This is a genomic window from Halomonas sp. E19 (genome assembly GCF_052439355.1).
In the GTDB taxonomy this organism is placed as follows: Bacteria; Pseudomonadota; Gammaproteobacteria; order Pseudomonadales; family Halomonadaceae; genus Halomonas.
On the sequence record NZ_JBNFWU010000001.1, the window covers coordinates 3,438,320 to 3,459,541 of the forward strand.

Below are 21,222 nucleotides of genomic sequence, written 5' to 3' on the forward strand. Positions count from 1 at the left end.
CTCTCTTCAATTAGCCGGGGCTGTGGCAGTTGCCAGCATGATGATGGGTGCGCTGAGCTATTGATGGGTGATGCTTAAGAAAACACCCTGCGGCCGAGTTAACATTTCCTGATGCAGCTCAAAGTTGACTCCGTAATGCTGTGCCAGTTCCTTGTTCTACTGGAGTGGCAAGCATGGAGAGACACCACCCGCGCCGTTGGCTGGCCGCTTTCGTGCTATTCCCTTGCCTCGCAGGCACTGCACTTGCTGAGCCAGCCATCGAGGTCTTTACCACTGCCGGGGAGCCGGCCGTCAATGTGCCCTCGGGCGTGGCGGTGATCGAACTCGATGCGCCCGGCCGATTGGATGCCGAGCTGTCGCAAGACCTTCCTGCTGACCCCGACATTGCGGCGGCCTTGATGCGTGAGCGGATGGCGACGCCTGAGTGGCAGGAGATGGCCGACCGCTATGCCGATAGCTATCTCGGGCTGGCCAGGGCTTGGCAGCTGGGTGTGGAGAAAGTCCCCGCCGTGGTGATCGATGGCCGCCATGTGATTTACGGCCAGCCGGACGTGGCCGAGGCGCTGAGAGAAGCCGAGCGGATAGTGGGACAGGAGGGCCGCCGATGAGGCCCTTCAAGACCGTGGGGGCCGTGCTGGGCGGTGCGCTGTTGAGCCTGGGGGTGGTGGAGCGGCCTGCTCATGCGCTGACCACGCCGCAGATCGTCGCCTCGTCGCTCTCCACCCAGTGTCTGGATTGCCAGGTAATCGGTATTTGCGTCTGGCTCAACTGCTCCTGGTCGGGCTGCTCGATCCGCACCTCGGTGCAGGTGCGCCACTATATTCCCGAGCTGGTGGTCTCCAGCTACGAGAACACCGGCGACAACCCCTGGTGGGAGGTGGCGGCGCTGTCGCCGCCGCTGGGCGAGGCGCTGGCCGGAGGGCAGAGCACCTCCGATGTCAGCCGGGCTCAGCATGAGCACCTGCGCTTCAAGAACGTGGACGCCATCGGCCATCCCGCCGGCGAGGCCTTCAGCAGCTTCGCCAGCGCCTTCGGCATGACCTGCTCTGGGGCAACGACGCCCTTCCAGCCCTACCACCTCTCGACCCTGGACGCCTTGGCTTGGCGTAGCGGCATTCCCGAGTCGCTTTACCCCGAGGCGCTGACGCCCGGCATGCGTGAACTGGGCCAGCCCGGCGACCTGTGGGGCAATATCTATCCGCGCAGCGGCTTCCTGACCCAGGTGCACGACTACAAGACCGCGGCGACCACTGCCCAGCGCTCTGCCGATATCGTCACCCGCACGGGGCAGCCTCACGTCTACACGCCGCTGGTGGCCGCCCGCCGCGACGGCTACTGGCCGCCCGGGCCGGTCAAGGAGGGCGATGCCTCAACCCACCGCTGGCAGCGCCTCACGCCCAACATGAGCAACGCCTGCCGGGTGTGGCCGGACCGCGGTGTCACCGACACCTACGCCGACCGCCTGGACGCGGGCGGTGACTACGCCTGGTCGCTGTGGCGCCCCTATCGCTGCTGCCAGCGCCGCGGCCAGACCCTGCTCTACGCCGTCCCCTGAAGGAGAGAAGTCGATGAAAGGATCTCGCACGCGACGCTTCGCCCTCACGCCGCTGGCCGGCGCTCTGATGGTGGGGCTGCTGTCTACCCATGCTGCCCAGGCTCAGGCGCAATCCGCCGATGCCCTCTACTACCAGATCGGCGGCGCCTCGCCCTTCAGCGTCTCCGCCGGCCGGGGTTACAACCCCAACAGCCGCGGTATCGGCGTCAGCTGGAACATGAATGCCACCTGCGGCAACTTCGATATCGGCGCCACGGTCTCCAACCAGCTCAACGGCGTCACCGACGGCTTCCAGAACCTGATGGGGCAGGTCGTCCAGAACGCTCAGGGCGCCGTGGCCTCGTTGCCCGCCATGGTCATCCAGCGGGCCAACCCGGGGCTCTATGACCTGCTAAGCAACGGCGTGCTGCAGGGGCGGGTCGACTTCGACCGCGCCTCCATGTCTTGCCGCCAGATGTCCGAGCGCATGGCCGACATGGTCACCGGGCAGGGGTGGCAGCAGATGGCCGCGGCCGAGAGTTGGCAGAACGCGGCCCAGTCCAACGCCGACGTCGTCGCGGCGCAGGAGCAGGTCGACCAGTCGGGCGGCAATCAAGGCGTGACCTGGGTAGGAGGCCAGCGCCGCGGCGGCCAGGATCAGGCGCCGATTCGCGTGGTGCAGGACACCGCTCGCGCCGGTTACAACCTGCTGCACGGCCGTGATGACACCACCAGCACCGCCCCCATTGCCGGTGGCGGTGGCGGCTGGGGATCGGTGGCCACCAACGAGGGCTCCTGGATCGGTGGCGGCGGGCTGGCCGGTGCTTCTGGTGGGAGCGGTGGCGGCTCGGGGTCAGGCAGCGGGGCAGGGAGCTGCCTGGGCGGCATGTGCACGGTCTGGCAGAGCCCTGAGGAGGCCGCCGAGTGGACCCAGGCGGTGATCGGTGAACAGTCGATTCGTACCTGCGACGGCTGTGAGCGCAGCGAGACCCAGGCCGGTAGTGGCCTGGTTCGCGAGCTGGAGCGTGAGCAGCAGGAGGTCTACGTCAAGCTCCTGAGTCTGGTCGACGGCAGCGAGCCGCTGACGCCGGAGAACCTGCGGCAGGTCTCCGCCGGCGACGGCCTGACTGTCTCCCGCGGAGTGATCGAGTCGCTGCGCAGCGACCCCGAGGCCTCGCTGCTGATCCATCGTCTGAGCGGTGAGATGGCTCTGGCCAGAACCCTGACCAAGGCGCTGTGGGCGCGCCGGCTGCTGCTGGCTGGCAGCAGTGACCCGGGCATCGCCGACAACGAGCAGGGCATGTCGGCACTGGATCGCAAGCTGGTAGCCCTGGATCGGGATATTGAGTCGCTGCGTTCCGAGATGGAGATTCGCCAGGCGCTGGGCAACAGCGCTGCCGGCATCGCCCTGGAGCGGGCCGCCCGGCGCAGCCAGGGCGCCTCTCAGGGCGAGACCTTCCGCCCGGATGCGGCCCTGGACGGCCGCGGCCGCCCAGCCGGCGAGGAGGGCGGTGACTGATGGCCCCACGTGTTTTCTCCTGGATGAACCCGGCCCGCTGGCCGTCGCTGCTGGTCGCCATGGCGGTGCTGGTCGTCATGTTCCTGCTGAGCGGCGCCATTCTCGCCATCAGCGTGCGGCTGCTGGGTGGGCTCGAGGCCCACCATAGCGCCTGGCAGGCCGCCTGGCCGTGGCTGCTGGCCTGGCGGCTGAGCCTCTACGCCGCGCTGGACCTGGTCTGGTGGCGCAAGGTGCGCCCCCGGGTGGTGGCGCGACTGCGGCGAGACCGCGACGATGGGCAGCAGGCGCTCGGCAAGCTCCGCCGGCTCGAGCTGATGGCTCTGGGCATCCTCGTCCTGCTGGAGGTCACCAACCTGATCAACCAGTTGGGAGGTGCCTGATGGGGAGCCTGCTGACCGCGCCGCTGGTGGTATTCGACTACTTCGCCAACGCCATGACGCTGCTGGGCTGGATCATCAACAACGCCATCTGGAACGTCATGGTCGGCACCGGTATCGCCGCGGTGCCGTTCATCACCCTGGTGCTCTCCGAGTGGTTCAAGGCCCGGCAGGAGGGCGACGAGGCGGGGACCAAGGGCATCCTCACGGTCAACCGCATCGAGACCCGGCTCTACGCCATGATCCTGGCCTATGCCTTCACCTGCCTGCCGCTGCTGCAGGTCCAGCTTGCCACCGCCGATATCGATGAGAGCCGCTCGCTGGAGTGCGGGACCCGCCAGTTCGCCGCTGGCGGCTGGTCCGAGGGGGCGTTCGGTGCGACCGAGAGTTCGATCGGTGGCCAGCAGGCGAGGATTCCGCTGTGGTGGGCGGGCGTGCATGCGGTGTCCCACGGGCTCACCGCCGCGGCGATCCACGCCATTCCCTGCTCGACGGACTTTGAATCCATCCGCATGGAGCTGGACCTGCACAGCGTCGAAGATCCGGGGCTGCAACAGGAGGTCGGCGAGTTTCAGCGCCAGTGCTTCGGGCCGGCGCGCAACCGGCTGCTGCAGGAGGGCGGGACCATCGAGGCGACCCGCGCCATGGACGTGGACTGGATCGGCTCGAACTACTTCCAGACCACACCCGGCTACTACGACAGCTTCTACGCCGGGCGGCCCATCGCCGGATTCCCCTATGATGCCGACCGGGATGTCTCCCGGCCCAACACCGGCCCGGGGATGCCGGGCTACCCCTCCTGTCGGGAGTGGTGGTCCGCCGAGAGCGTTGGCCTGCGGGCCCGGCTGCATGAGGAGGTCAGCCCCGGGTTCTGGGACGACTTTCGCAGCGTCTTCACCAGCAGCGACGCCGAGGACTACGTGATCCGGCGCCTGGTCAGCCCCGCTCGGGTGCGGCCAGCGGCAACCTGGATCAGGCGGTGGTGGGCTTTCGTGGCCTGGACGGCGGCGGCTTCTGGGATGCCACCGTGACCGCCGGCGCCATGGTGGGCGGTACCCTGTCGATCCTGCCCTTCCAGGCCGGCATGGACATGCTCAAGCAGGCGCTGCCCATGGTGCAGGGCATCTTGGTGATGGCCATCATCATCTGCCTGCCCTTCGTGATGGTCATCTCCAGCTACAGCTTCAAGGTCGCCGGCATGGCCACCTTCGGGCTATTCGCCATGTGGTTCCTGACCTTCTGGTGGGAGCTCGCCCGCTGGATCAACGCCAACCTGGTGGATCTGCTCTACCGCAGCGACGCCGCCAAGCTGAGCTGGCTCTCCGCCGCCAACAACCTCTACGACCGCATGGTGCTGCAGTTCGTGGAGGGGATGATGTTTCTGGTGCTGCCGACGATCTGGGTGGCGGTGCTGGGATGGGCTGGCATGAAGGTCGGCAGCGAGCTCGCAAGAGGCATCGGCGACGGTGGTGGGAAGACTGCCCAGGAGCAGGGAAGCAGGGAGGGGACAAGGTTCAGTCGAGGTCCTGACCAGTATGGATCCTTCTCCCTCAGTGCTCTGGATCAGAAGAGTATGGAGATCCGCCTGGATCGCTAGAGCTAGGCCCGTAGCGGAGATGATCTGGCACATCCTCATGGTCTTCGCTTGCCGAGGTGCTGTGTAGCATCCCCTGAGCCACACCCCCAGCCACTACGGCCGCTCCTCCGGCTACCTTGCCGGCTCCTCGGGCGATGCGCCGCCACCCCTCCTGGGTGGTGGCCGTTTGGGCGGTGGACTTGGCCATGCCAGCGGCGGAGTCGCGGAGCACGCGCAGCGACTCTGTCGTGCTCGCCTGGGTGTGCCAGCCGTCAGACCAGCCATCGGCATATTGGCGCCGTTCGGTGATACCCGATGCCTTACGCGCACGGGCTAATATCTGCTTTAGCTCCATGAGAAATTTCTCCTTTGACCGTTCAGCTTAGCCGTGCCGAGCTTCAAGCGCCATAGCGCAGCAGGTAGAAAAGCCGAGACCAGAGCCGAACCCAAGCCCAGCGCAGCGGCTTGGTGACGGCGAACTCCCACTCCTTCTGCATCTGTGCATTGTCGCGCGCCCTGGCTCGAAGCTCGAATCCCAACATCTGATTCTGGTGCTTGAGCTGTGCCAAGAACTTCTCTAAGGGAATCTCCTTCACATTTTTCTGCCAGCCGTTGATAGTGTTCAGACCGGCAACCTTCACTGGCTTGGAAACACCAGCGCGGTGCTTGCTGTCCTCGTAGTCGAACTCGATGCCGAACTGCTCGTAGAACCTGTTGCGGCGTGTGAGATTGTCCTGTGAGGCCTGGCCCTCCAGCAGCTCGATCTTCCGAACATTAGCTACTGGCCATTGCTTAGCCCAGTTGACGACTTCGTTCATCAAATAGGTGCCAACGCGATGCCCTTCAAGCCAGCTTGGATCTACAACAACGAAGCCGCTCGAGCCTGCAGAACTACTTGTCAGCCTGACGCTTTCACTAGCAGTGCCAAGGTAGCGGCGATAGCTGCCCGAAAATTCTCCGCCCTCAACGTGGTGAATATCGAGGGTATTCTCAATAATTTGATATTTCAGCTCTATGCTGGCTTCCACTACCTGATCATCGACCTGCTCGTAGTTTTCGGTGCGCTCTACCAACAGGTGGATCGGATCCCCACTTTTCCTGCCTACCTCCAGCACCTGGATGCGCGGCTTGATCTTCCTGCGCTCTTCTCCTTTGCCTACCCAGTCTAACTGCAGGCTTGGAAGCTTGTTCATTACGACCTCCGCTGTCATGTGGTCTAACCGCCCTGATCGTACCTCACAAGGTGTGGATGTCCATGCAGTCCTTTTCCGAAGTAGCCAGAGGCAAATGGAAAAGGTGTCAAAGACAAAGGCTAAAAAGTCGCAAGGGAAGGGGCTCAAGGGGAAGGGGCTTGCCCTGAAAGGCTGAGCAGAGTGAGCACAGCAAAGGGAAAGGGCAAAGGGTTGCTGCCGGTGCTGGTCGTTTCTCAACCGGTCGCAGCGCCGCCTGCTTGAAGCGGCGCTGCAGAAAGAAACCGCAGCTTTTGCAGAAAGCCTCCTACCTAAATCACTGATTCTGCTGTTTTTTCAGTATGCGCTTCCCACGCGTCGGCGCACCTGTGCAGAATGAAGCGCTGTCTGCATCTACCGACAAGGAGGTCGCCGTGGGATTTCGCTTCCAGCGCCGTATCACCCTCGCGCCGGGTATCCGTCTTAATCTAAGCAAGCGGGGCCTTGGGCTTTCGGTGGGCCCGCGGGGCGCGAGCCTCAGCGTGGGGCCAAGGGGCGTTTACGGCCACGCGGGAATTCCCGGCACCGGGCTGGCCTATCGCCAGAAGCTCAACGCCCGGGGCCGTTCGGCCGGGCGCGGAAGCAGCGGCGTCGGCCGCTTCAGCCCTGCAGCGAGCCTGGAGGCGCTGCTGGCTCAGGGTGAGTCGCTGCCCATCCGGCTCGATATCGACGGTGATGGCGGCATCCATTACGCCCACGGGGACGGCACCCCCATGAGCGACGACGAGGCGCGGGTGCTGCGGCGGCATGCCGGAAACTCTCTGCGCGAGCAGCTGGCACAACACTGCGAGCGTCTCAATGCCGACCTGGACCGCCTGGGGCGGCTCCACGAGGAGACGCCCCATCCGGATATCACCGGCTACGTCACCCGAGACTTCACCGAGGCGCCGCCGGCGCTACCGGCGCTGCGTCAGCCCGCCTGGTGGCACCGGCTATGGCCGCCCGCCAGGCGGCGCGTCGAGGAGGAGAACCGGCGCCGGCAAGCGGCCTTTGATCAGGCCTATCGCGACTGGGAGTGGCGCAAGGCGACGCACGACGAGGCTGAGTTCGCACGCCACCTTCGCGAAGGGGAAGGCGTGCTGCATAACCCGGACGCCATGGAGCAGACGCTGCGTGAACGCCTGGAGGAGATCGACTGGCCCCGTGAAACCGCCATCGACTTCGACCTCGGCAGCGACGTCAGCACCATTGCCGTGGATATCGACCTCCCCTGTGAGGAGGAGATGCCCGACCGCTACTGGACCATGCCCGCCAAGCAGATCAGGCTCACGCCCCGCCGGCTCAGCGACACCCGGCAGCGTGAGCTCTATCGGGACCACGTCCACGGCATCGCCTTTCGCGTGCTGGGCGCGGTGTTCGCCCGCCTGCCCGCCGTGCAGGAGGCGAAGATATCCGGCTATCGCCAGATCACCGACCCGGCCACCGGCGGCGAGCGCGACCAGTACTTGTTCAGCGTCAAGGTCACTCGCGAGCAGTGGAGCAGGATCCACTTCGACAGGCTGGACCAGGTGGATCCGGTAGCGGCCATGGAGGCCTTCACCCTGCGCCGCGACATGACCAAGACCGGCATCTTCCGTGATATCGAGCCGTTCAAGCTGGTGTAGGCCATGCCCAAAGGCGCCTTGATCTCGCTGAGTGGAAGTCACAGAGTAAGGCGATAGCTAATACCGGAGCAGGGTGCAGGGATGACCACCGAGCGCATCACCGACTACCACGCCAAATACTTCGCCTATGAGCTCACTCGCCAGCGCAGGGGGAGACGTGGACCGGCTGGCAGCTTCGCTGTTCGACGCCTCCGTCGATCTTAACCCGCATCAGATCGATGCGGCCCTGTTCGCCCTGCAGAACCCGCTGACTAAGGGAGTACTGCTCGCTGATGAGGTAGGGCTGGGTAAGACCATCGAAGCGGCGCTGGTGATTTGCCAGTACTGGGCAGAGCGTCGGCGTCGCTTGCTGGTGATTGCACCGGCCGCCCTGCGCAAGCAGTGGGCGACCGAGCTAGCCGAGAAGTTCCACTTGCCTACCCAGGTGCTGGATGCCCGCACCTACAAGCAGCAGCGTGATCAGGGGATTTACGATCCGCTGGATCAGGACGCCATTAGCGTGATGTCCTACCACTTCGCGGCCAAGCTGGAACCTCAGCTGCGCACCATCCCCTGGGATCTGGTGGTGATCGACGAGGCCCACAAGCTGCGCAACGCCCACCGCGAGAGTCATCGCACCGGGCAGGCCATCAAGCGTGCCTTCGCCGGCAGCCGGAAGTTGCTGCTCACCGCCACGCCATTGCAGAATTCACTGCTCGAGCTCTATGGGCTATCCACGGTGATCGATGACCAGCTGTTTGGCGACGCCATCAGCTTCCGCCGCCAGTTCATGCGCAGCGGCAATGATATTGAGGGGCTGCGGCGACGGCTGGAAGAGTTTGCCAAACGCACCTTGCGCCGCCAGGTGCTGGAATATGTGCAGTACACAGAGCGCAAGGCGCTGACAATCCCCTTCACCCCGTCCCAGGATGAGCAGCGTCTCTACCATCTAGTCTCCGGCTATCTGGCGCGGGAAGACAGCTATGGCGTGCCCACGCGGCAACGCCACCTCGTGACATTGGTCATACGCAAGCTGCTGGCGTCCTCTACCACGGCCATTATCCAGACGCTGGAGACCCTCAAGGAGCGACTCGAGTCGTTGCAGAACCGTCATCAGGTCGAACAGGACTGGCTGGAGCGGCTGCTGGCCGATGAGTCGATTGATGAGGAGCTGTTGGAAGCAGCGGAAGCTGATGAAGTGGAGGAGGCCGATGCCCGGTATCTGGAACAAGAGGTCAATCCCATTCGCTTGCAGGGTGAGATCGCCGAAATCGAGCAGTATCTGAGCCTGGCTCGAGGGATTCACGAGGATGCCAAGTCCCATGCGTTGGTCACTGCGCTGGAAACAGGCTTCGCTCGCATGGATGAGATGGGCGCGCCGCGCAAGGCGGTGGTGTTCACCGAATCCCGGCGAACTCTGGAGTACCTAAGCCGGTTTCTGGAGCGGAACGGATTTGCCGATCAGGTTGTGACCTTCAGCGGTACCAACAACAGCCCAGGGGTGACGGGCATCTACCAGCGCTGGCTTGGGGAGCATGCTGGCAGTGACCGTGTGACGGGCAGTCCCGCCATCGACCGCCGTACTGCCATCATCGACCATTTCCGAGACAAGGCGCAGATCCTGGTGGCTACCGAGGCGGCCGCCGAAGGCGTCAACCTTCAGTTCTGCAACCTGGTGGTGAACTACGACCTGCCTTGGAACCCTCAGCGTGTGGAGCAGCGCATGGGGCGCTGTCACCGCTACGGCCAGCAGTTCGATGTGGTGGTGGTCAATTTCCTCAACCAGCGCAACGAGGCCGACAAGCGCGTGCTCGAACTGCTGAGCGAGAAGTTCCAGCTGTTCGATGGCCTGTTCGGTGCTTCCGATGAAATTCTCGGCCGGCTGGAGTCGGGCGTGGATGTAGAGAAGCGCATTGCCGATATCTACGCTACCTGCCGCACGCCGGATGCCATCGAGGCGGCCTTCACCGAGCTGCGTGAGCAGCTGGAGGCCGATATCGATGCCCGCATGAAGGAGACGGAGAGCAAGCTGCTCGAGCATTTCGACGAACAGATCCACGACCTACTGCGCGTTCAGCGTGACAAGGCCGAGGCTCAGCTCGACCGCACCGGCAAGCTTTTCTGGAAGTTGACCCGCCACTGCCTGGCGGAGCAGGCCAAGTTCAACGACAGCAGCCTGATCTTTCACCTGGAGGCCTCTCCGGTAGAGAGCGTGCCCGCCGGTGACTACTGGCTGATTCGCAAGGGAAAGGGCATCAAGCCGCCCGAGCATGCCCACGTTTATCGGCTGACCCATCCGCTGGGCGAGCATGTTCTCGATAGCGGCCGCCGCCGAGAGACGCCGGTCGCCACGCTGCACTTCCAGCTGTCCGATCACCCGTTGCGAATCTCGGTACTCGAACAGCTCACCACCCGCAGCGGCTGGCTGGAGCTGAATCTGCTCGAGCTGGACAGCTTCCAGCATGAGGAGCACCTGGTCTTCACGGCCCTGGCCGACGATGGCACCCCCTTGACCAGGAGGCCTGTGAGCGGCTCTTCAATGTGACGGCTGAGGTAGTGCCCGGTAGCGCACCCGAACCCCCTCAGGAGCTCCCTGCGCTGGCCAAGCGGCAGCTGGATGCCACCCTCAGCCGTGTACTTGAGGAGAATCACAGCTACTTCCAGCGCGAGCGCGATAAGCTGGAGGCCTGGGCCGATGATCAGGTCGCCTCCAGTGAAGCGCAACTGGAGGACACGCGGGCCAAGATCAAGGATGCCAAGCGCCGCTCACGCACCGCCGAGACCCTCGAAGAGCAGAAGGCCGCGCAGGAAGCACTCAAGACGCTTGAGCGGCAGCAGCGCCGCGACCGCCAGGCGATCTTCGACGTGCAGGATGAGATCGAGGAGAAGCGTGACGCGCTCATCGATGCCCTGGAGCGCCAGATGCATCGCAAGAGCCAGACTCATCGGCTGTTCCGGATACGCTGGGAGCTTGCATGAATCCGCGCAGGACATGACGGGGTGACGTGCTGGCCGGTATCATTCTGGCAAACGAATCAACAGGGGCTGAGCCTATCGCTCAGCCCCGTTTTGCGCATATCGCATTGATTTTAAAAATCTTTGCAAGGGATGATGGGATTGCCCAATGAATGTAGCAACAGTCGACGGTCACAAGGAACGCTTCATCAAGCTGCTCCACGAGCTCTTCCAGCTCGACAAGCCGGAGCTGGACTTCGGGCTCTACCGCATCATGCACGCCAAGAGCGACCAGCTCTCCCGGTTCATCCGAGAGGACCTGGCCCAGGCGATCGAGGAGGCGTTTGCCGAGCAGGGCGAGCAGCAGCTGGCAGCGATGCGCCAGGAGATCGAGGAGAAGCGCCGTCAGGCCGAAGAACTGGGGGCTCCGGACCCGGACAGCGCCCCGGCGGTGAAGCAGGCACGGGCCGCCTATGATGTCGCCAAGCGGGAGCAGAACGCCTCGGCGGACATCTACGACCATCTCTATCGTTTCTTCTCCCGCTACTACGACAAAGGCGACTTCATGAGTCGCCGCCACCACGTCGCCGAGAACGACAGCCGGGCCGCCCCCTATGCGGTGCCTTACGATGGGCGCGAGGTCTACCTCCACTGGGCCAACAAGGACCAGTACTACGTCAAGTCCTCCGAGACGCTGGCCAACTTCACCTTCAACCTCAACGAGGCACTGAAGAAGCTGCAGGGTTCAGCTGCCCAGGCTGGCCTAGGCTTCGATTCGGTGGATGCAGCCCTCAAGGTACACTGCCGTGTGGTGGACGCCACCGAAGGTGAGCATAACGATGTGAAGGAGAGCACCGAGCGTTTCTTCATCATCCACCACGACGAGCCGGTGCGCCTGGAGGGCGCTGACCTGGTACTGCAGTTCGAGTACCGGCCTGACCCGGAAAAGACGGGCCAAAGTGGCACCTGGCAGAAAAAGCGCCTTGAGGAGGCTGAAGAGATCATAATGGCGGCGCTGCGCCTCACCGATGGCGTAGCCGCCTATCGGGATGGGCTGGCAACCCGGGCTCCAACGGACAAGCAAAAAGAGCGCACCCTGCTGGGCAAGTACCTGCAGCAATATACTGCTCGTAACACCATGGATTATTTTATCCACAAGGACTTGGGTGGGTTTCTCTCTCGTGAGCTGGATTTCTACATAAAGAATGAAATCCTGCGTCTGGATGACATCGACAATGCTGAAGTGCTGATCGTCGAGCAACAGCTCAAGAAAATCCAGATCCTGCGTAGAATCGCTAATCAGATTATTACCTTTTTGGCACAGCTGGAAAATTATCAGAAGAAGCTTTGGCTGAAGAGGAAGTTTGTTACTGAAGTTGGTTATTGTTTTTCGGTTGATCTTTTCTGCTCGCGGGAAGATTTGTTGGGTTGCATTTTTGAAAATGAGGTTCAGCGTCGACAGTGGAAAACTCTCTACTCACTAGATTTGGAGAAGCTGGATGCTGATCTAGTCAGTAGTGGAGTTGGTGGGATTTTAAAAGATGAAAAATATAATAAGTTGATGGTGGATACTGGGTGCCTGAGTAATTCCCTTAAGGAAGAGGTGGTAAGTTGCTTTGAAGATCTTGATGATTCGATAAGTGGCATTTTGGTGAACTCAGAAAATTCTCAGGCTATTCGCCTGGCTTCTAAGCTTTTTGAGTCAAGAGTTAAGGTGGTGTTCACTGACCCTCCTTATAACACCGGGAATGATGGCTTTGTTTACAAGGATGGCCTTCAATCATCATCTTGGATGTCACTCGTTTATAGTAGAATGAATGAAGCAAAAAAACTTCTTTCAGAGGATTCGTTAGTTTTTGTATGCATTGATGACACTGAGCATCCAAGCCTTCGTGGCGCTTTGAACTCCGTTTTTGGTAGAGATAATTTTATCGCCAACGTGGTTTGGCAGAAAAATTATTCACCCAGGAATACAGCAAAGTATTTTTCAGAAGATCACGATCATATACTGTCGTACGCTAAAAACAAAAGCCTTGTGTCAATAAATCTTCTTCCTAGATCTGAAGAGGCAACCTCTCGCTATAGCAATCCCGATAAGGATCCAAGAGGTCCATGGAAATCAGGCGACCTCTCGGCAAGGAATCCATATAGTCAGGGGATATACCCGATTGAGTGCCCATCGGGAAGGTTGATTAAAGGGCCGCCCAATGGCATGTATTGGAGGGTATCTAAGCCTAAGTTAGAGGAGATGGATGCTGACGGGAGAATATGGTGGGGGGAAGAGGGGAATAACACCCCATCAATTAAACGGTTTCTGTCAGAAGTTCGTGATGGGGTCGTTCCCAAAACAATATGGGGTTACAAAGAGGTTGGGCATACTCAGGAGGCGAAGCGCGAGCTCCTTAGGATGACAAGCGAAGAGGGCGTTCAAGGCATTATTAATACACTAAAGCCGACGCGGCTAATATCTAAAGCCCTTCAGTTATCTACCTCTCCCAATGCCGGCGACTGGGTGTTAGACATGTTTGGTGGGTCGGGCTCCACTGGTCATGCTGTTGTTAATTTGAATAGAGAGGATGGGGGTGGAAGGAAATATTTCATGGTTGAAATGGGAGGGTATTTTGATACTGTCCTGTTGCCGCGAATAAAAAAATCAGCTTATGCGCTTAAATGGGCTGATGGGGCTCCAAGGATAAGTGAAAGCGGAGATTTTAACGGGATTTCGCATGCCTTTAAGTACCTCCGCCTTGAGAGCTACGACGATACTCTCAACAATCTCGAGCTGGACGATAACCCCCAGCGCGATACGTTGATGGACCAGAACCCTGAGCTGCGCCGAGACTACATCCTCAAATACCTGCTCGACGTGGAAACCCGCGGCTCGGCCAGCCTGCTCAATACCGAGTGGTTCCGTGACCCCGAAGGCTACACGCTGAAGGTCAAGCAGCCCGGCAGCGACGAGACCCGCGAAACGGCCGTCGACCTGGTTGAGACCTTCAACTGGCTGATCGGTCTGCATGTCACCCACCTCGACAAGCCGCGCACCTATATCGCCCGCTTCAAGCGCGAGGAAGACCCTGAGCTACCGGAGGACCAGAACACGCGGCTCAAGGCAGAAGGCCTGCGAGAAAACGAAGACGGTGCCTACTGGATTCGCCAGGTAGAAGGGCACGTGCGCCGCATTCCGGGCAGCGACGAGGACTTGGCCAAGGTGCTGGTGGTGTGGCGCAAGCTGACCGACGATCCCGAGAAGGATGCCGCGGTGCTGGAGGCGCTGCTGGATAAGTACACGATCGGCACCACTGACAGTGAATTCGATGCCATCTACATCAATGGCCCGCACGGTCTGAACCTGACCGGCAGTGCGCGTAGCCGAGTGCACAGCCTGGAAGAGACTTTCCATGCCCGCATGTGGGAGGGATGTGACGATGAGCTCTGAAGCCAGCGCTCCGACCTGCTGGATCGTTGCCGGCCCCAATGGGGCTGGCAAAACGACCTTTGCGCTTCACTACCTGCCCCAGGTGGCCAAATGTGCGCGGTTCATCAACGCTGACTTGATCGCCGCTGGCCTCTCTCCTCTGGCGCCGCAGCGGGAGCTCCTCGCCGCCAGTCGCATTTTCCTGCGTGAAATCGAAGACGCGATAGAGGAGGGCGAGGATTTCGCCTTCGAGACAACCCTCTCGGGGCGAGGCTACTTGAGCCTGGTGAAGCGGCTGCTCGCTACGGGCTGGCGAGTCGAGCTGGTCTACCTGGCACTGCCCTCGGCGGAGATGTCACGCCTGCGTGTGGCCGAGCGAGTCTCTCATGGTGGGCACAATATCCCGCTGAAGGACATTCAGCGCCGCTTCCCACGCAGCCTGCACAACCTGCTGACGCTCTACGCGCCCTGCGTTTCCCGTGCGCGCTGCTTCATGAATGCCGGCGGCACCCGGAGCCGGTCTTTGAACAGACCGGGGACGAGCGCCATATTCTCGATGATCGCCACTACAACCTACTCGTCAAGGAGGCACGGCCATGACTCAGCTGGCACCGGATACTCAGGAGATGCTGGATAGCCTCCGTACCGCAGTCGCCGACACCCTGGAGCGTAAACGTCGCCTCGGCCAGTACGCCGTGATCTGGCAAGACGGCAAGCCCGTGCTGGTGGGCGAAGATGCGCCTACGAAGCGTGTGGGCGAGCAGAATGAGCAGGACCGGGAGTCGCACTGATGGCAGGGAGGCCACGCCAGACCAAGATCAAGCAACTTAGTGCCAAGACCGACTTCCTCAAGAAGCTGGTGCTCAACCAGTGGGTGCTGACGCGCTTCGGTATCGACCCGTTGGAGCAGTACCGGGACGGCGGCAGCCGGGTGCGCCCGATTACCCTGCTCAGCAAGACGCTCAAGGGGAGTGATCCCGGGCTGACCGGCGATCGCCACCACCACTACCTCCACGCCTTGCTGGGCAGCTATCAGCCCACCTGGAAGTACGGTGAGGAGGATCTGAAGCGCTTCGACGCCAACATCGTTGAGCACACCGATGCGCTCAACCAGCAGCGTGAGACCGAGGTCGATTGGAAATACTTCCAGTGGCTGACCCTGCTGTTCGTCGAGATCTACCTCCATGAATACTTCCGCGATCGTGAGGTGCTCAAGGCCAGCCTCAACCGCCAGGTCGAGCGGTTCAATAGCTACTGGCAGGGACAGGGCTACCAGACAGGCATCGGCCCCTATGAGGACGATGACCTCAACAAGTTGTGCCTGCAGAACGCCACGGGCTCCGGCAAGACGCTGCTGATGCACACCAACGTGCGTCAGTTCCGCCATTATGCCCGTAAGCACCATCGGATTGCCGACTACGGCCAGATCATCCTGATCACGCCCAACGAGCGCCTCAGTGAGCAGCACCTGCTGGAGTGCCGTGACTCCAGCCTGGAGGCGGAGCGCCTGAGCCAGGACGGTGGTGACCTGTTTAGCGGCGAGCGGAAATCGCTGAGCCGCGTGGCGGTGACCGAAATAACCAAGCTCGGCATCGAGCAGGGTAAGAAGACCATGGCGGTGGACAGCTTCGGCGATGGCAACCTGCTGCTGGTCGATGAAGGGCACCGCGGGCTGGGATCGGCGAGCGAAGAGAAGGGTGGCTGTCGCATCGCAACAAGCTGGCCGGGCGTGGCTTTACCTTCGAGTACTCGGCCACCTTCAAGGAGGCCGTGGTGGCCGCCAAGGATGCCGCGGTGGAGGAGACTTACGCCAAGAGCATCCTGTTCGATTACGGCTACCGCTACTTCTACGAGGATGGGTACGGCAAGGATTACCGAATCTTCAACCTGCCGGAAAAGGAAACACAGCAGCGCTACACCTACCTCACGGCGGCACTGCTGGCCTTCTACCAGCAGCAGCGCTATTACCAGGAAGAACACGGCCAGCTGACCCAGTGGAACCTGGCCGCGCCCCTGTGGGTGTTCGTCGGGGCCAGCGTGGTCAAGGATGACGGCAGCAAGGAGACCGCCAAGAACTACAAGGAGCGCGCTTCCGATATCGCCCAGGTCTTGGGCTTTCTGGCCTGGTTCCTCGGAGAGAAAGATGAGGCCCGCCGGGCGCTCAGCGCAGTGTATGAGGGTGATGCGGCAACTACCGGGCTGATCGACAAGCAAGGCAACGAGATTTTCTCGGGCAGCTTTCCCTGGCTGAAGGCCCAAGGGCCAACTGTCGAAGAGCTCTACCGCGACATTCTCACTCATACCTTCCATGCCCCGGGTGGCGGCACGCTGAATGTCGACCGAATCACCGGTGACTCTGGCGAGCTATTGCTGAAGGTGGGGGAGGCAGAGAAGCCCTTTGGCCTGATCAATGTGGGCGATGCGCTGGGGTTGGCCGAGCACCTCGAGGGTCGGAAGATCCAACACCTTCAAGTACGCAAGTCTGAGCTGGCCAATCCTATCTTCGCCGAGGTCACCCGCGAGAGCTCGCCGGTCAACCTGCTGATTGGATCCAAGAAGTTCATCGAAGGCTGGAACTGCTGGCGTGTCTCCAGCATGGGCCTGATGAACACCGGCAAGAAGGAGGGCTCGCAGATCATCCAGCTGTTCGGTCGCGGCGTGCGCTTGAAAGGTCGCGACATGAGCCTGATGCGCTCCAGCCGGCTCGATCCGGTATTGGCACCCAAGCACCTCTATCTGCTGGAAACCCTCAACGTCTTCGGCGTTGGCGCCGACTTCATGGCGACCTTCCGGGATTTCCTGGAGGACGAAGGCCTGCCGGGCAACGACCAGCCCGAGATCCATACGCTCAAGCTGAACGTGATGGAGGACGTAGGCAAGTCGCTGAAGATGCTGCGCCCCAAGGTCCGTCAGGATACCAAGCAGGCCTACAGCTACCACCGTGATGGTCCGCTGGTTCGTTTCGGACACCCGATGACTGCCGCTGGCAGTGATTTTCACAGCGAGCTGGGCCTGACGCCGGATATCGTGCTCAAGGAGCGCAAGGTAGAGCTCGACCGCTACCCCCGGGTTGAAAGCCTGCAGGCCTCGGGCGTGAAGGACGTGATGGCCAAGCCCGGCCAGGCCAAGCAGCACGAGCGCTACTTCGATGACGAGCGCCTGCTTTTCCTGGACATGGCCGCCCTGGAGCGAGACCTGGAGCGCTACAGGCGGTCCCGCGGCTACGCCAACCTGCTCATCGATGCCGGCCGACTCCCGGCGCTGCTGAAGAGCCAGGTGTGGTACAGGCTGCTGGTCCCCGAGGACCAGTGGAAGCTGCATGCCGACAACTTCCAGCGCTACCAGAGCATGGCGCTGGAGCTCTTGTCGCTGCTGATGGACCGGGTCTTCAACTACCATCGCCGAGCCTACCTTGAGCCGCGCATGGAGCTAGTCGCGCTCGAGGATGCCCGAGGCAACCTGCCGGATACCAAGGAGTATCAGCTGATCGTCGACGGGAGCGAATCGGCGTTGATCGATGACATCAAGCAGATGAAGGAAGCCATCGAGCAGCAGCGTCAGGGTATGTATCGGTCGTCCAAGGCCAATGGCGTCAGCGCCGTTCAAATCGGTGCCCATCTCTACAACCCGCTGCTGCACCTGGGCAAGGACAGCCGTATCCGCGTCGAACCCGTTGCTCTTAACGACAGCGAGTTCCGTTTCGTCGAGGATTTAAAAGGGTGGCTGGAGCGAAACCACCAAGCGATAGCAGAGCGTGGTGAACAGCTCTTCCTGCTGCGCAACCTGGTCAAGCAAGGCATCGGCTTCTTTGAGGCAGGTGGGTTCTACCCCGACTTCATCCTCTGGCATGTGCAGGACGACCGCCAGCGCATCGTCTTTGTCGACCCCATGGGCTCCGCCATACCGGGCCGAAGGACGAGAAGATCGAGTTTGGGGAGCGCATCAAGGATGTGGAGCGGCGCCTGAAGAGCGAACACGTCGAGCTGGAAAGCGTCATCCTGGCGCCCTCCAGCACCACGCGGGAGTGGATCACCAACCACTGGGGGATGACAGCAGAGGAGCTGCGTGCCAAGCACGTGCTGTTTATGTCGGACTCGGACTACCTGGATAGCCTGATGCGGGTGGTGGTATGCCAGCAGGTCGAAGCAGCGACTATGCAACCATGACGTCTTGCACCTACCGCCATTACCCCAGCTTCACCCGCCGCTACGTCCGCTCGGTGATGAAGATGATGGGACTGCCCAAGAAGCCCAGCATCGAGGCGGAGATCTTCGGCCAGATGGTGCTGGACGAGCAGGTGGTGCACTCCATCAACGGCGAGGTGCTGATGCTGGAGTGGCACCACGGCCGCGAGGGTAGGGTGGTGGTGCCGGAGCCGTCATTGTCGAACTGGCTGCAGACGGTGCAGCTGAGCAAGGTTCAGGGTGACGCCTGGTCGTGGCCTTGGGAGTTCAGCACCCTGTCGTTCCCGACCAGTCAAACTTTCCATGGCCATCCGGTGGATGGTGCCCTGGTTGCCTGGGTGGATTCCACCACGCTGCCCAGCCGCTACGAGGCTTTCCTGCGAGCTCATCACAACCCCCACGGCGTGGACATGGAGGGACTCGGGGATCCGTGGCTGATCGTGGCGATCCACAACCCGCTGGACACTCAGCCGAGCCTCAACCCCACCATGCTGCGAGGTGCCTTCAAGCCGAGCCAGATTACCGACTTCATCAACCGCGAGGCGATCGACCACGCCGGCGGTCGCGCCCAGCCGCTGGCGGACGAGGAGGGCATGATCCTGCGCGAGGTGGTGCGCTATGTGCTGTCGCTCGGCATGTACCTCTCTGCCTACCCCGAGGCGCAGTCGAGCGGGGTGCCGGCCTGGATGAAGAACAAGCACCCCGAGGGGAAGAAGGGGTGCCCTTCGCCCAGGTCGGTGTCGACCGTGAGGACCGCGAGCTCACCCTGGCGATGACCGCGCCGCGGTCGGTATCGCCCTACTGGCGGCAGCTGCGCGACGAGCGTTTCTACCGTGGCAAGTGGGCTGACCACCGTCGCGGCAGCCGCTACGTGCTGGTCAGCGGTTACGAGGTGGGGGCAGCGAAGACGGTGGGGGTGGCTCCGGCCGAACACTCGTGAAGGGCGTGGGGGCTGGGGTAGCATGTGACAATTTCTGGCCTGCTTGTCTTCATAGCAGCGCCACCCATATCTGCTGCAGAGGAAGCGAGCATGTCGATTGAGGTCATAGATGACCAGTTCATGGTCTGCACTGACTGCCTGATGATCATCGCCAATGACGATGCCACTGGGCTGGACTACTCACTGAGCGAGGAGGAGGCAGCCGAGCGCGAGCGGGAAATTCGCGAGGCCATCGCTGAGATCCAACGCACCGAGGGTCAGATTGCGGTTGGAGATAGCGACATGGACGATGAGTTCTCAGCGAGTCCTTGTGCCTGCTGCGGGACTCGCTTGGCCGGGCAGCGGCATCACTGCGTGATTCTTGCTAAACGCTGATCATGTGCGGCCGTTTTGCCCTCTACAGTCCCTATCCGAGCCTGGCAGCGTCGCTGCGCCTGCCGCTGGAGGCCACAGAGGCTGACCTGGTGCCGCGTTACAACGTGGCGCCGGGCACCTGGATCAGCGCCGTGCGCCGGTTGGACGATGAGGGGCCTCTGGTGCTGGATGCGGTGTGGTGGGGCTATCACCCCCACTGGGCCGGTGAGGACGCTCCTGAGCCCATCAACGCTCGGGTTGAGAAGGTCGCGACCTCAAGGTACTTCCGCGGTGCCTTTGCCCACCACCGCTGCCTGGTGCCTGCCAATGGCTGGTTCGAGTGGACGCCAGCCGATGGCAAGAAGCAGCCCCACTTCCTGACGCGAGAAGATGGTCAGCCGATCTGGTTGGCAGGGATCTGGTCGGAGCGGCCTGACGGCAAGCCAGGATGCGCCATCCTGACCGAACCGGCGCGTGGTGTGGCCAAGCAGATCCATGACCGCATGCCATTGGCCCTGGACGCCGACAGCCTTGCCCCGTGGCTGGATCCGTATCTGACCGACCGGGAGACCATACGGCAGGTCATCCATCACATCGATCCCCAACAGATCACCCATTGGCCGGTGAGTACTCGCGTCAACGCGCCCGCTCACGATGATGAGAGCCTAATAGCGCCGCTTTCCCCACTGTGAAGGCGGCTGTGGTACCAGGTGCGGGGGTGGCTGACGAAACGCTCTATATGAGCGTGACAGGCGCGACAGCGAATCCTGAAGCGCCCGCTCGAGAGCCATATGAATTCGAAGCGGTTCCAAGTCCTGGGTTTGTGGGTCAGCCGCTGACTCTGGCCGCAGCCACATATCAGCGCACAGCCGCCGTCATCCAACCAGGTCAGTATGATGGTCTCCATGCTATGTCCCACCCTGCTGGCGTCCATTAAAGAGACTGTGGGCCAGGCGACGGCGATGTGGTGTGAGCGATGTCGGAAAATCATGATGGTGTTTGGCTGACAGGGTGTCAGCGCAGTCGCGGCAGCTCGTCCCAGCGTGTTGTCCAGCGCGGAGTGCGGTTGGCGCAGCGTAGATGCCAAGCGGCCTTGGGCGAGGCGCGACCGAACGTGACGGTGCCTCGCCCCATCCTGTGGTTGAGTGCATCCAGCGTCGCCATCAGGTGGTCGCTGCGCTCCCGCCGGGCCTGGCTTTCCGGAGTGTCCAGCAGCGAGAGCTGGGCCCGGTTGGCGTCCACCAGATCAACCAGCATCACGCCGGCCTTCATGAAGCGGTAGCGGGGCCGGTAGATGGCCGCGAACGCCTGGCTAGCCGCCAGCAGAATGTCGCGGCTGTCGTCGGTGGGGCAGGGCAGCTCCACCACGGCGCTGGGCGAGTACTGGGGCAGGTCAGGGCGGTGGCGATTGGTCTTCAGGAAGACGTAGACGGCTCGGGCCAGGCTGTCCTGTCGGCGGAGCTTCTCAGCGCTACGCTGGGCAAACTGCCGGATGGCCTGGTGAATCTCTTCGCGGCTGTCGGTCATCCTCCCTGTTAATGGCCAAGTAAATT

Annotated in this window: 21 protein-coding genes; 19 read left to right on the forward strand and 2 right to left on the reverse strand. The window is 61.9% G+C overall.

Annotated features, from left to right (window positions below; genetic code table 11):
* Positions 1–173: 173 nt before the first annotated feature.
* From ACUDAL_RS18020 to ACUDAL_RS18045, 6 genes are read left to right on the forward strand one after another with little or no spacing between them, the layout of a single operon-like run.
* Complete coding sequence (locus tag ACUDAL_RS18020) at positions 174–608, forward strand: TIGR03757 family integrating conjugative element protein (protein ID WP_444679092.1); 435 nt, start codon at positions 174–176, stop codon at positions 606–608.
* On the forward strand, positions 605–1,555 hold the full coding sequence (locus ACUDAL_RS18025; RefSeq protein ID WP_444679093.1) for a TIGR03756 family integrating conjugative element protein: 951 nt from the start codon (positions 605–607) through the stop codon (positions 1,553–1,555). Before ACUDAL_RS18020 ends, ACUDAL_RS18025 begins: the two co-directional genes overlap by 4 nt.
* Before the next feature lie 13 nt (positions 1,556–1,568).
* Complete coding sequence (locus ACUDAL_RS18030) at positions 1,569–3,053, forward strand: integrating conjugative element protein (protein ID WP_444679094.1); 1,485 nt, start codon at positions 1,569–1,571, stop codon at positions 3,051–3,053.
* Positions 3,053–3,433, forward strand: coding sequence for a hypothetical protein (locus ACUDAL_RS18035; RefSeq protein WP_444679095.1), 381 nt, complete (start codon positions 3,053–3,055; stop codon positions 3,431–3,433). Before ACUDAL_RS18030 ends, ACUDAL_RS18035 begins: the two co-directional genes overlap by 1 nt.
* Entirely contained in the window at positions 3,433–4,461 is a 1,029-nt protein-coding gene (locus tag ACUDAL_RS18040; protein ID WP_444679096.1) for a conjugal transfer protein TraG N-terminal domain-containing protein, read from the forward strand. Before ACUDAL_RS18035 ends, ACUDAL_RS18040 begins: the two co-directional genes overlap by 1 nt.
* The gene (locus tag ACUDAL_RS18045; RefSeq protein ID WP_444679097.1) at positions 4,410–5,027 is read left to right on the forward strand and encodes a conjugal transfer protein TraG N-terminal domain-containing protein; all 618 of its coding nucleotides are present in this window, start codon (positions 4,410–4,412) and stop codon (positions 5,025–5,027) included. Before ACUDAL_RS18040 ends, ACUDAL_RS18045 begins: the two co-directional genes overlap by 52 nt.
* Positions 5,028–5,404: 377 nt before the next feature.
* Here the strand turns inward: ACUDAL_RS18045 and ACUDAL_RS18050 are convergent, their stop codons facing one another.
* Positions 5,405–6,199 carry a GNAT family N-acetyltransferase gene (locus ACUDAL_RS18050; RefSeq protein ID WP_444679098.1) on the reverse strand — a complete coding sequence of 265 codons (795 nt, stop codon included), beginning with the start codon at positions 6,197–6,199 and terminating at the stop codon, positions 5,405–5,407.
* A gap of 410 nt (positions 6,200–6,609) precedes the next feature.
* On the opposite strand from ACUDAL_RS18050, the gene ACUDAL_RS18055 reads away from it, so the two are divergent.
* The 13 genes from ACUDAL_RS18055 (at position 6,610) to ACUDAL_RS18115 (ending at position 20,361) form a co-directional block, all read left to right on the forward strand.
* Positions 6,610–7,839 (forward strand): DUF4236 domain-containing protein, encoded by a 1,230-nt coding sequence (locus ACUDAL_RS18055; protein WP_444679099.1) that lies wholly within the window; start codon positions 6,610–6,612, stop codon positions 7,837–7,839.
* Between the two features lie 127 nt (positions 7,840–7,966).
* Positions 7,967–10,363 carry an SNF2-related protein gene (locus ACUDAL_RS18060; RefSeq protein ID WP_444679100.1) on the forward strand — a complete coding sequence of 799 codons (2,397 nt, stop codon included), beginning with the start codon at positions 7,967–7,969 and terminating at the stop codon, positions 10,361–10,363.
* Positions 10,360–10,797, forward strand: a complete 438-nt coding sequence (locus ACUDAL_RS18065) for a hypothetical protein (RefSeq protein ID WP_444679101.1) — start codon at positions 10,360–10,362, stop codon at positions 10,795–10,797. The genes ACUDAL_RS18060 and ACUDAL_RS18065 overlap by 4 nt, the downstream gene beginning before the upstream one ends.
* A gap of 26 nt (positions 10,798–10,823) precedes the next feature.
* The gene (locus ACUDAL_RS18070; RefSeq protein WP_444679102.1) at positions 10,824–10,946 is read left to right on the forward strand and encodes a hypothetical protein; all 123 of its coding nucleotides are present in this window, start codon (positions 10,824–10,826) and stop codon (positions 10,944–10,946) included.
* Positions 10,943–14,212: a DNA methyltransferase gene (locus ACUDAL_RS18075; protein ID WP_444679103.1), complete on the forward strand. Its 3,270-nt coding sequence runs from the start codon at positions 10,943–10,945 to the stop codon at positions 14,210–14,212. The genes ACUDAL_RS18070 and ACUDAL_RS18075 overlap by 4 nt, the downstream gene beginning before the upstream one ends.
* A complete protein-coding gene (locus tag ACUDAL_RS18080) occupies positions 14,202–14,828 on the forward strand; it encodes a zeta toxin family protein (RefSeq protein ID WP_444679104.1) in 627 nt (208 codons plus the stop codon). The genes ACUDAL_RS18075 and ACUDAL_RS18080 overlap by 11 nt, the downstream gene beginning before the upstream one ends.
* Complete coding sequence (locus tag ACUDAL_RS18085; RefSeq protein WP_444679105.1) at positions 14,818–14,982, forward strand: hypothetical protein; 165 nt, start codon at positions 14,818–14,820, stop codon at positions 14,980–14,982. The genes ACUDAL_RS18080 and ACUDAL_RS18085 overlap by 11 nt, the downstream gene beginning before the upstream one ends.
* Positions 14,982–16,181: a DEAD/DEAH box helicase family protein gene (locus ACUDAL_RS18090; RefSeq protein ID WP_444679106.1), complete on the forward strand. Its 1,200-nt coding sequence runs from the start codon at positions 14,982–14,984 to the stop codon at positions 16,179–16,181. Before ACUDAL_RS18085 ends, ACUDAL_RS18090 begins: the two co-directional genes overlap by 1 nt.
* Before the next feature lie 1,960 nt (positions 16,182–18,141).
* The gene (locus ACUDAL_RS18095; protein ID WP_444679107.1) at positions 18,142–18,357 is read left to right on the forward strand and encodes a hypothetical protein; all 216 of its coding nucleotides are present in this window, start codon (positions 18,142–18,144) and stop codon (positions 18,355–18,357) included.
* Positions 18,354–19,151 (forward strand): hypothetical protein, encoded by a 798-nt coding sequence (locus ACUDAL_RS18100; protein ID WP_444679108.1) that lies wholly within the window; start codon positions 18,354–18,356, stop codon positions 19,149–19,151. The genes ACUDAL_RS18095 and ACUDAL_RS18100 overlap by 4 nt, the downstream gene beginning before the upstream one ends.
* Positions 19,148–19,315 (forward strand): hypothetical protein, encoded by a 168-nt coding sequence (locus ACUDAL_RS18105; protein WP_444679109.1) that lies wholly within the window; start codon positions 19,148–19,150, stop codon positions 19,313–19,315. Before ACUDAL_RS18100 ends, ACUDAL_RS18105 begins: the two co-directional genes overlap by 4 nt.
* A 90-nt stretch (positions 19,316–19,405) precedes the next feature.
* Positions 19,406–19,690, forward strand: coding sequence for a hypothetical protein (locus ACUDAL_RS18110; protein ID WP_023006937.1), 285 nt, complete (start codon positions 19,406–19,408; stop codon positions 19,688–19,690).
* A gap of 2 nt (positions 19,691–19,692) precedes the next feature.
* Positions 19,693–20,361, forward strand: a complete 669-nt coding sequence (locus tag ACUDAL_RS18115; RefSeq protein ID WP_444679110.1) for an SOS response-associated peptidase — start codon at positions 19,693–19,695, stop codon at positions 20,359–20,361.
* A 322-nt stretch (positions 20,362–20,683) separates the two neighbouring features.
* On the opposite strand, the gene ACUDAL_RS18120 is transcribed toward ACUDAL_RS18115, so the two are convergent.
* Positions 20,684–21,196: a DUF4113 domain-containing protein gene (locus tag ACUDAL_RS18120; protein WP_444679111.1), complete on the reverse strand. Its 513-nt coding sequence runs from the start codon at positions 21,194–21,196 to the stop codon at positions 20,684–20,686.
* Between the last annotated feature and the right edge of the window lie 26 nt (positions 21,197–21,222).

Bases quoted from the DNA above. Each gene is read 5' to 3' on its own strand.
- ACUDAL_RS18020 (WP_444679092.1), top strand. From the start codon at position 174: ATGGAGAGACACCACCCGCGCCGTTGGCTGGCCGCTTTCGTGCTATTC.
- ACUDAL_RS18025 (WP_444679093.1), top strand. From the start codon at position 605: ATGAGGCCCTTCAAGACCGTGGGGGCCGTGCTGGGCGGTGCGCTGTTG.
- ACUDAL_RS18030 (WP_444679094.1), top strand. From the start codon at position 1,569: ATGAAAGGATCTCGCACGCGACGCTTCGCCCTCACGCCGCTGGCCGGC.
- ACUDAL_RS18035 (WP_444679095.1), top strand. From the start codon at position 3,053: ATGGCCCCACGTGTTTTCTCCTGGATGAACCCGGCCCGCTGGCCGTCG.
- ACUDAL_RS18040 (WP_444679096.1), top strand. From the start codon at position 3,433: ATGGGGAGCCTGCTGACCGCGCCGCTGGTGGTATTCGACTACTTCGCC.
- ACUDAL_RS18050 (WP_444679098.1), bottom strand. From the start codon at position 6,199: ATGAACAAGCTTCCAAGCCTGCAGTTAGACTGGGTAGGCAAAGGAGAA.
- ACUDAL_RS18060 (WP_444679100.1), top strand. From the start codon at position 7,967: ATGAGCTCACTCGCCAGCGCAGGGGGAGACGTGGACCGGCTGGCAGCT.
- ACUDAL_RS18075 (WP_444679103.1), top strand. From the start codon at position 10,943: ATGAATGTAGCAACAGTCGACGGTCACAAGGAACGCTTCATCAAGCTG.
- ACUDAL_RS18080 (WP_444679104.1), top strand. From the start codon at position 14,202: ATGAGCTCTGAAGCCAGCGCTCCGACCTGCTGGATCGTTGCCGGCCCC.
- ACUDAL_RS18085 (WP_444679105.1), top strand. From the start codon at position 14,818: ATGCTGGATAGCCTCCGTACCGCAGTCGCCGACACCCTGGAGCGTAAA.
- ACUDAL_RS18090 (WP_444679106.1), top strand. From the start codon at position 14,982: ATGGCAGGGAGGCCACGCCAGACCAAGATCAAGCAACTTAGTGCCAAG.
- ACUDAL_RS18100 (WP_444679108.1), top strand. From the start codon at position 18,354: ATGACGTCTTGCACCTACCGCCATTACCCCAGCTTCACCCGCCGCTAC.
- ACUDAL_RS18105 (WP_444679109.1), top strand. From the start codon at position 19,148: ATGACCGCGCCGCGGTCGGTATCGCCCTACTGGCGGCAGCTGCGCGAC.
- ACUDAL_RS18110 (WP_023006937.1), top strand. From the start codon at position 19,406: ATGTCGATTGAGGTCATAGATGACCAGTTCATGGTCTGCACTGACTGC.
- ACUDAL_RS18115 (WP_444679110.1), top strand. From the start codon at position 19,693: ATGTGCGGCCGTTTTGCCCTCTACAGTCCCTATCCGAGCCTGGCAGCG.
- ACUDAL_RS18120 (WP_444679111.1), bottom strand. From the start codon at position 21,196: ATGACCGACAGCCGCGAAGAGATTCACCAGGCCATCCGGCAGTTTGCC.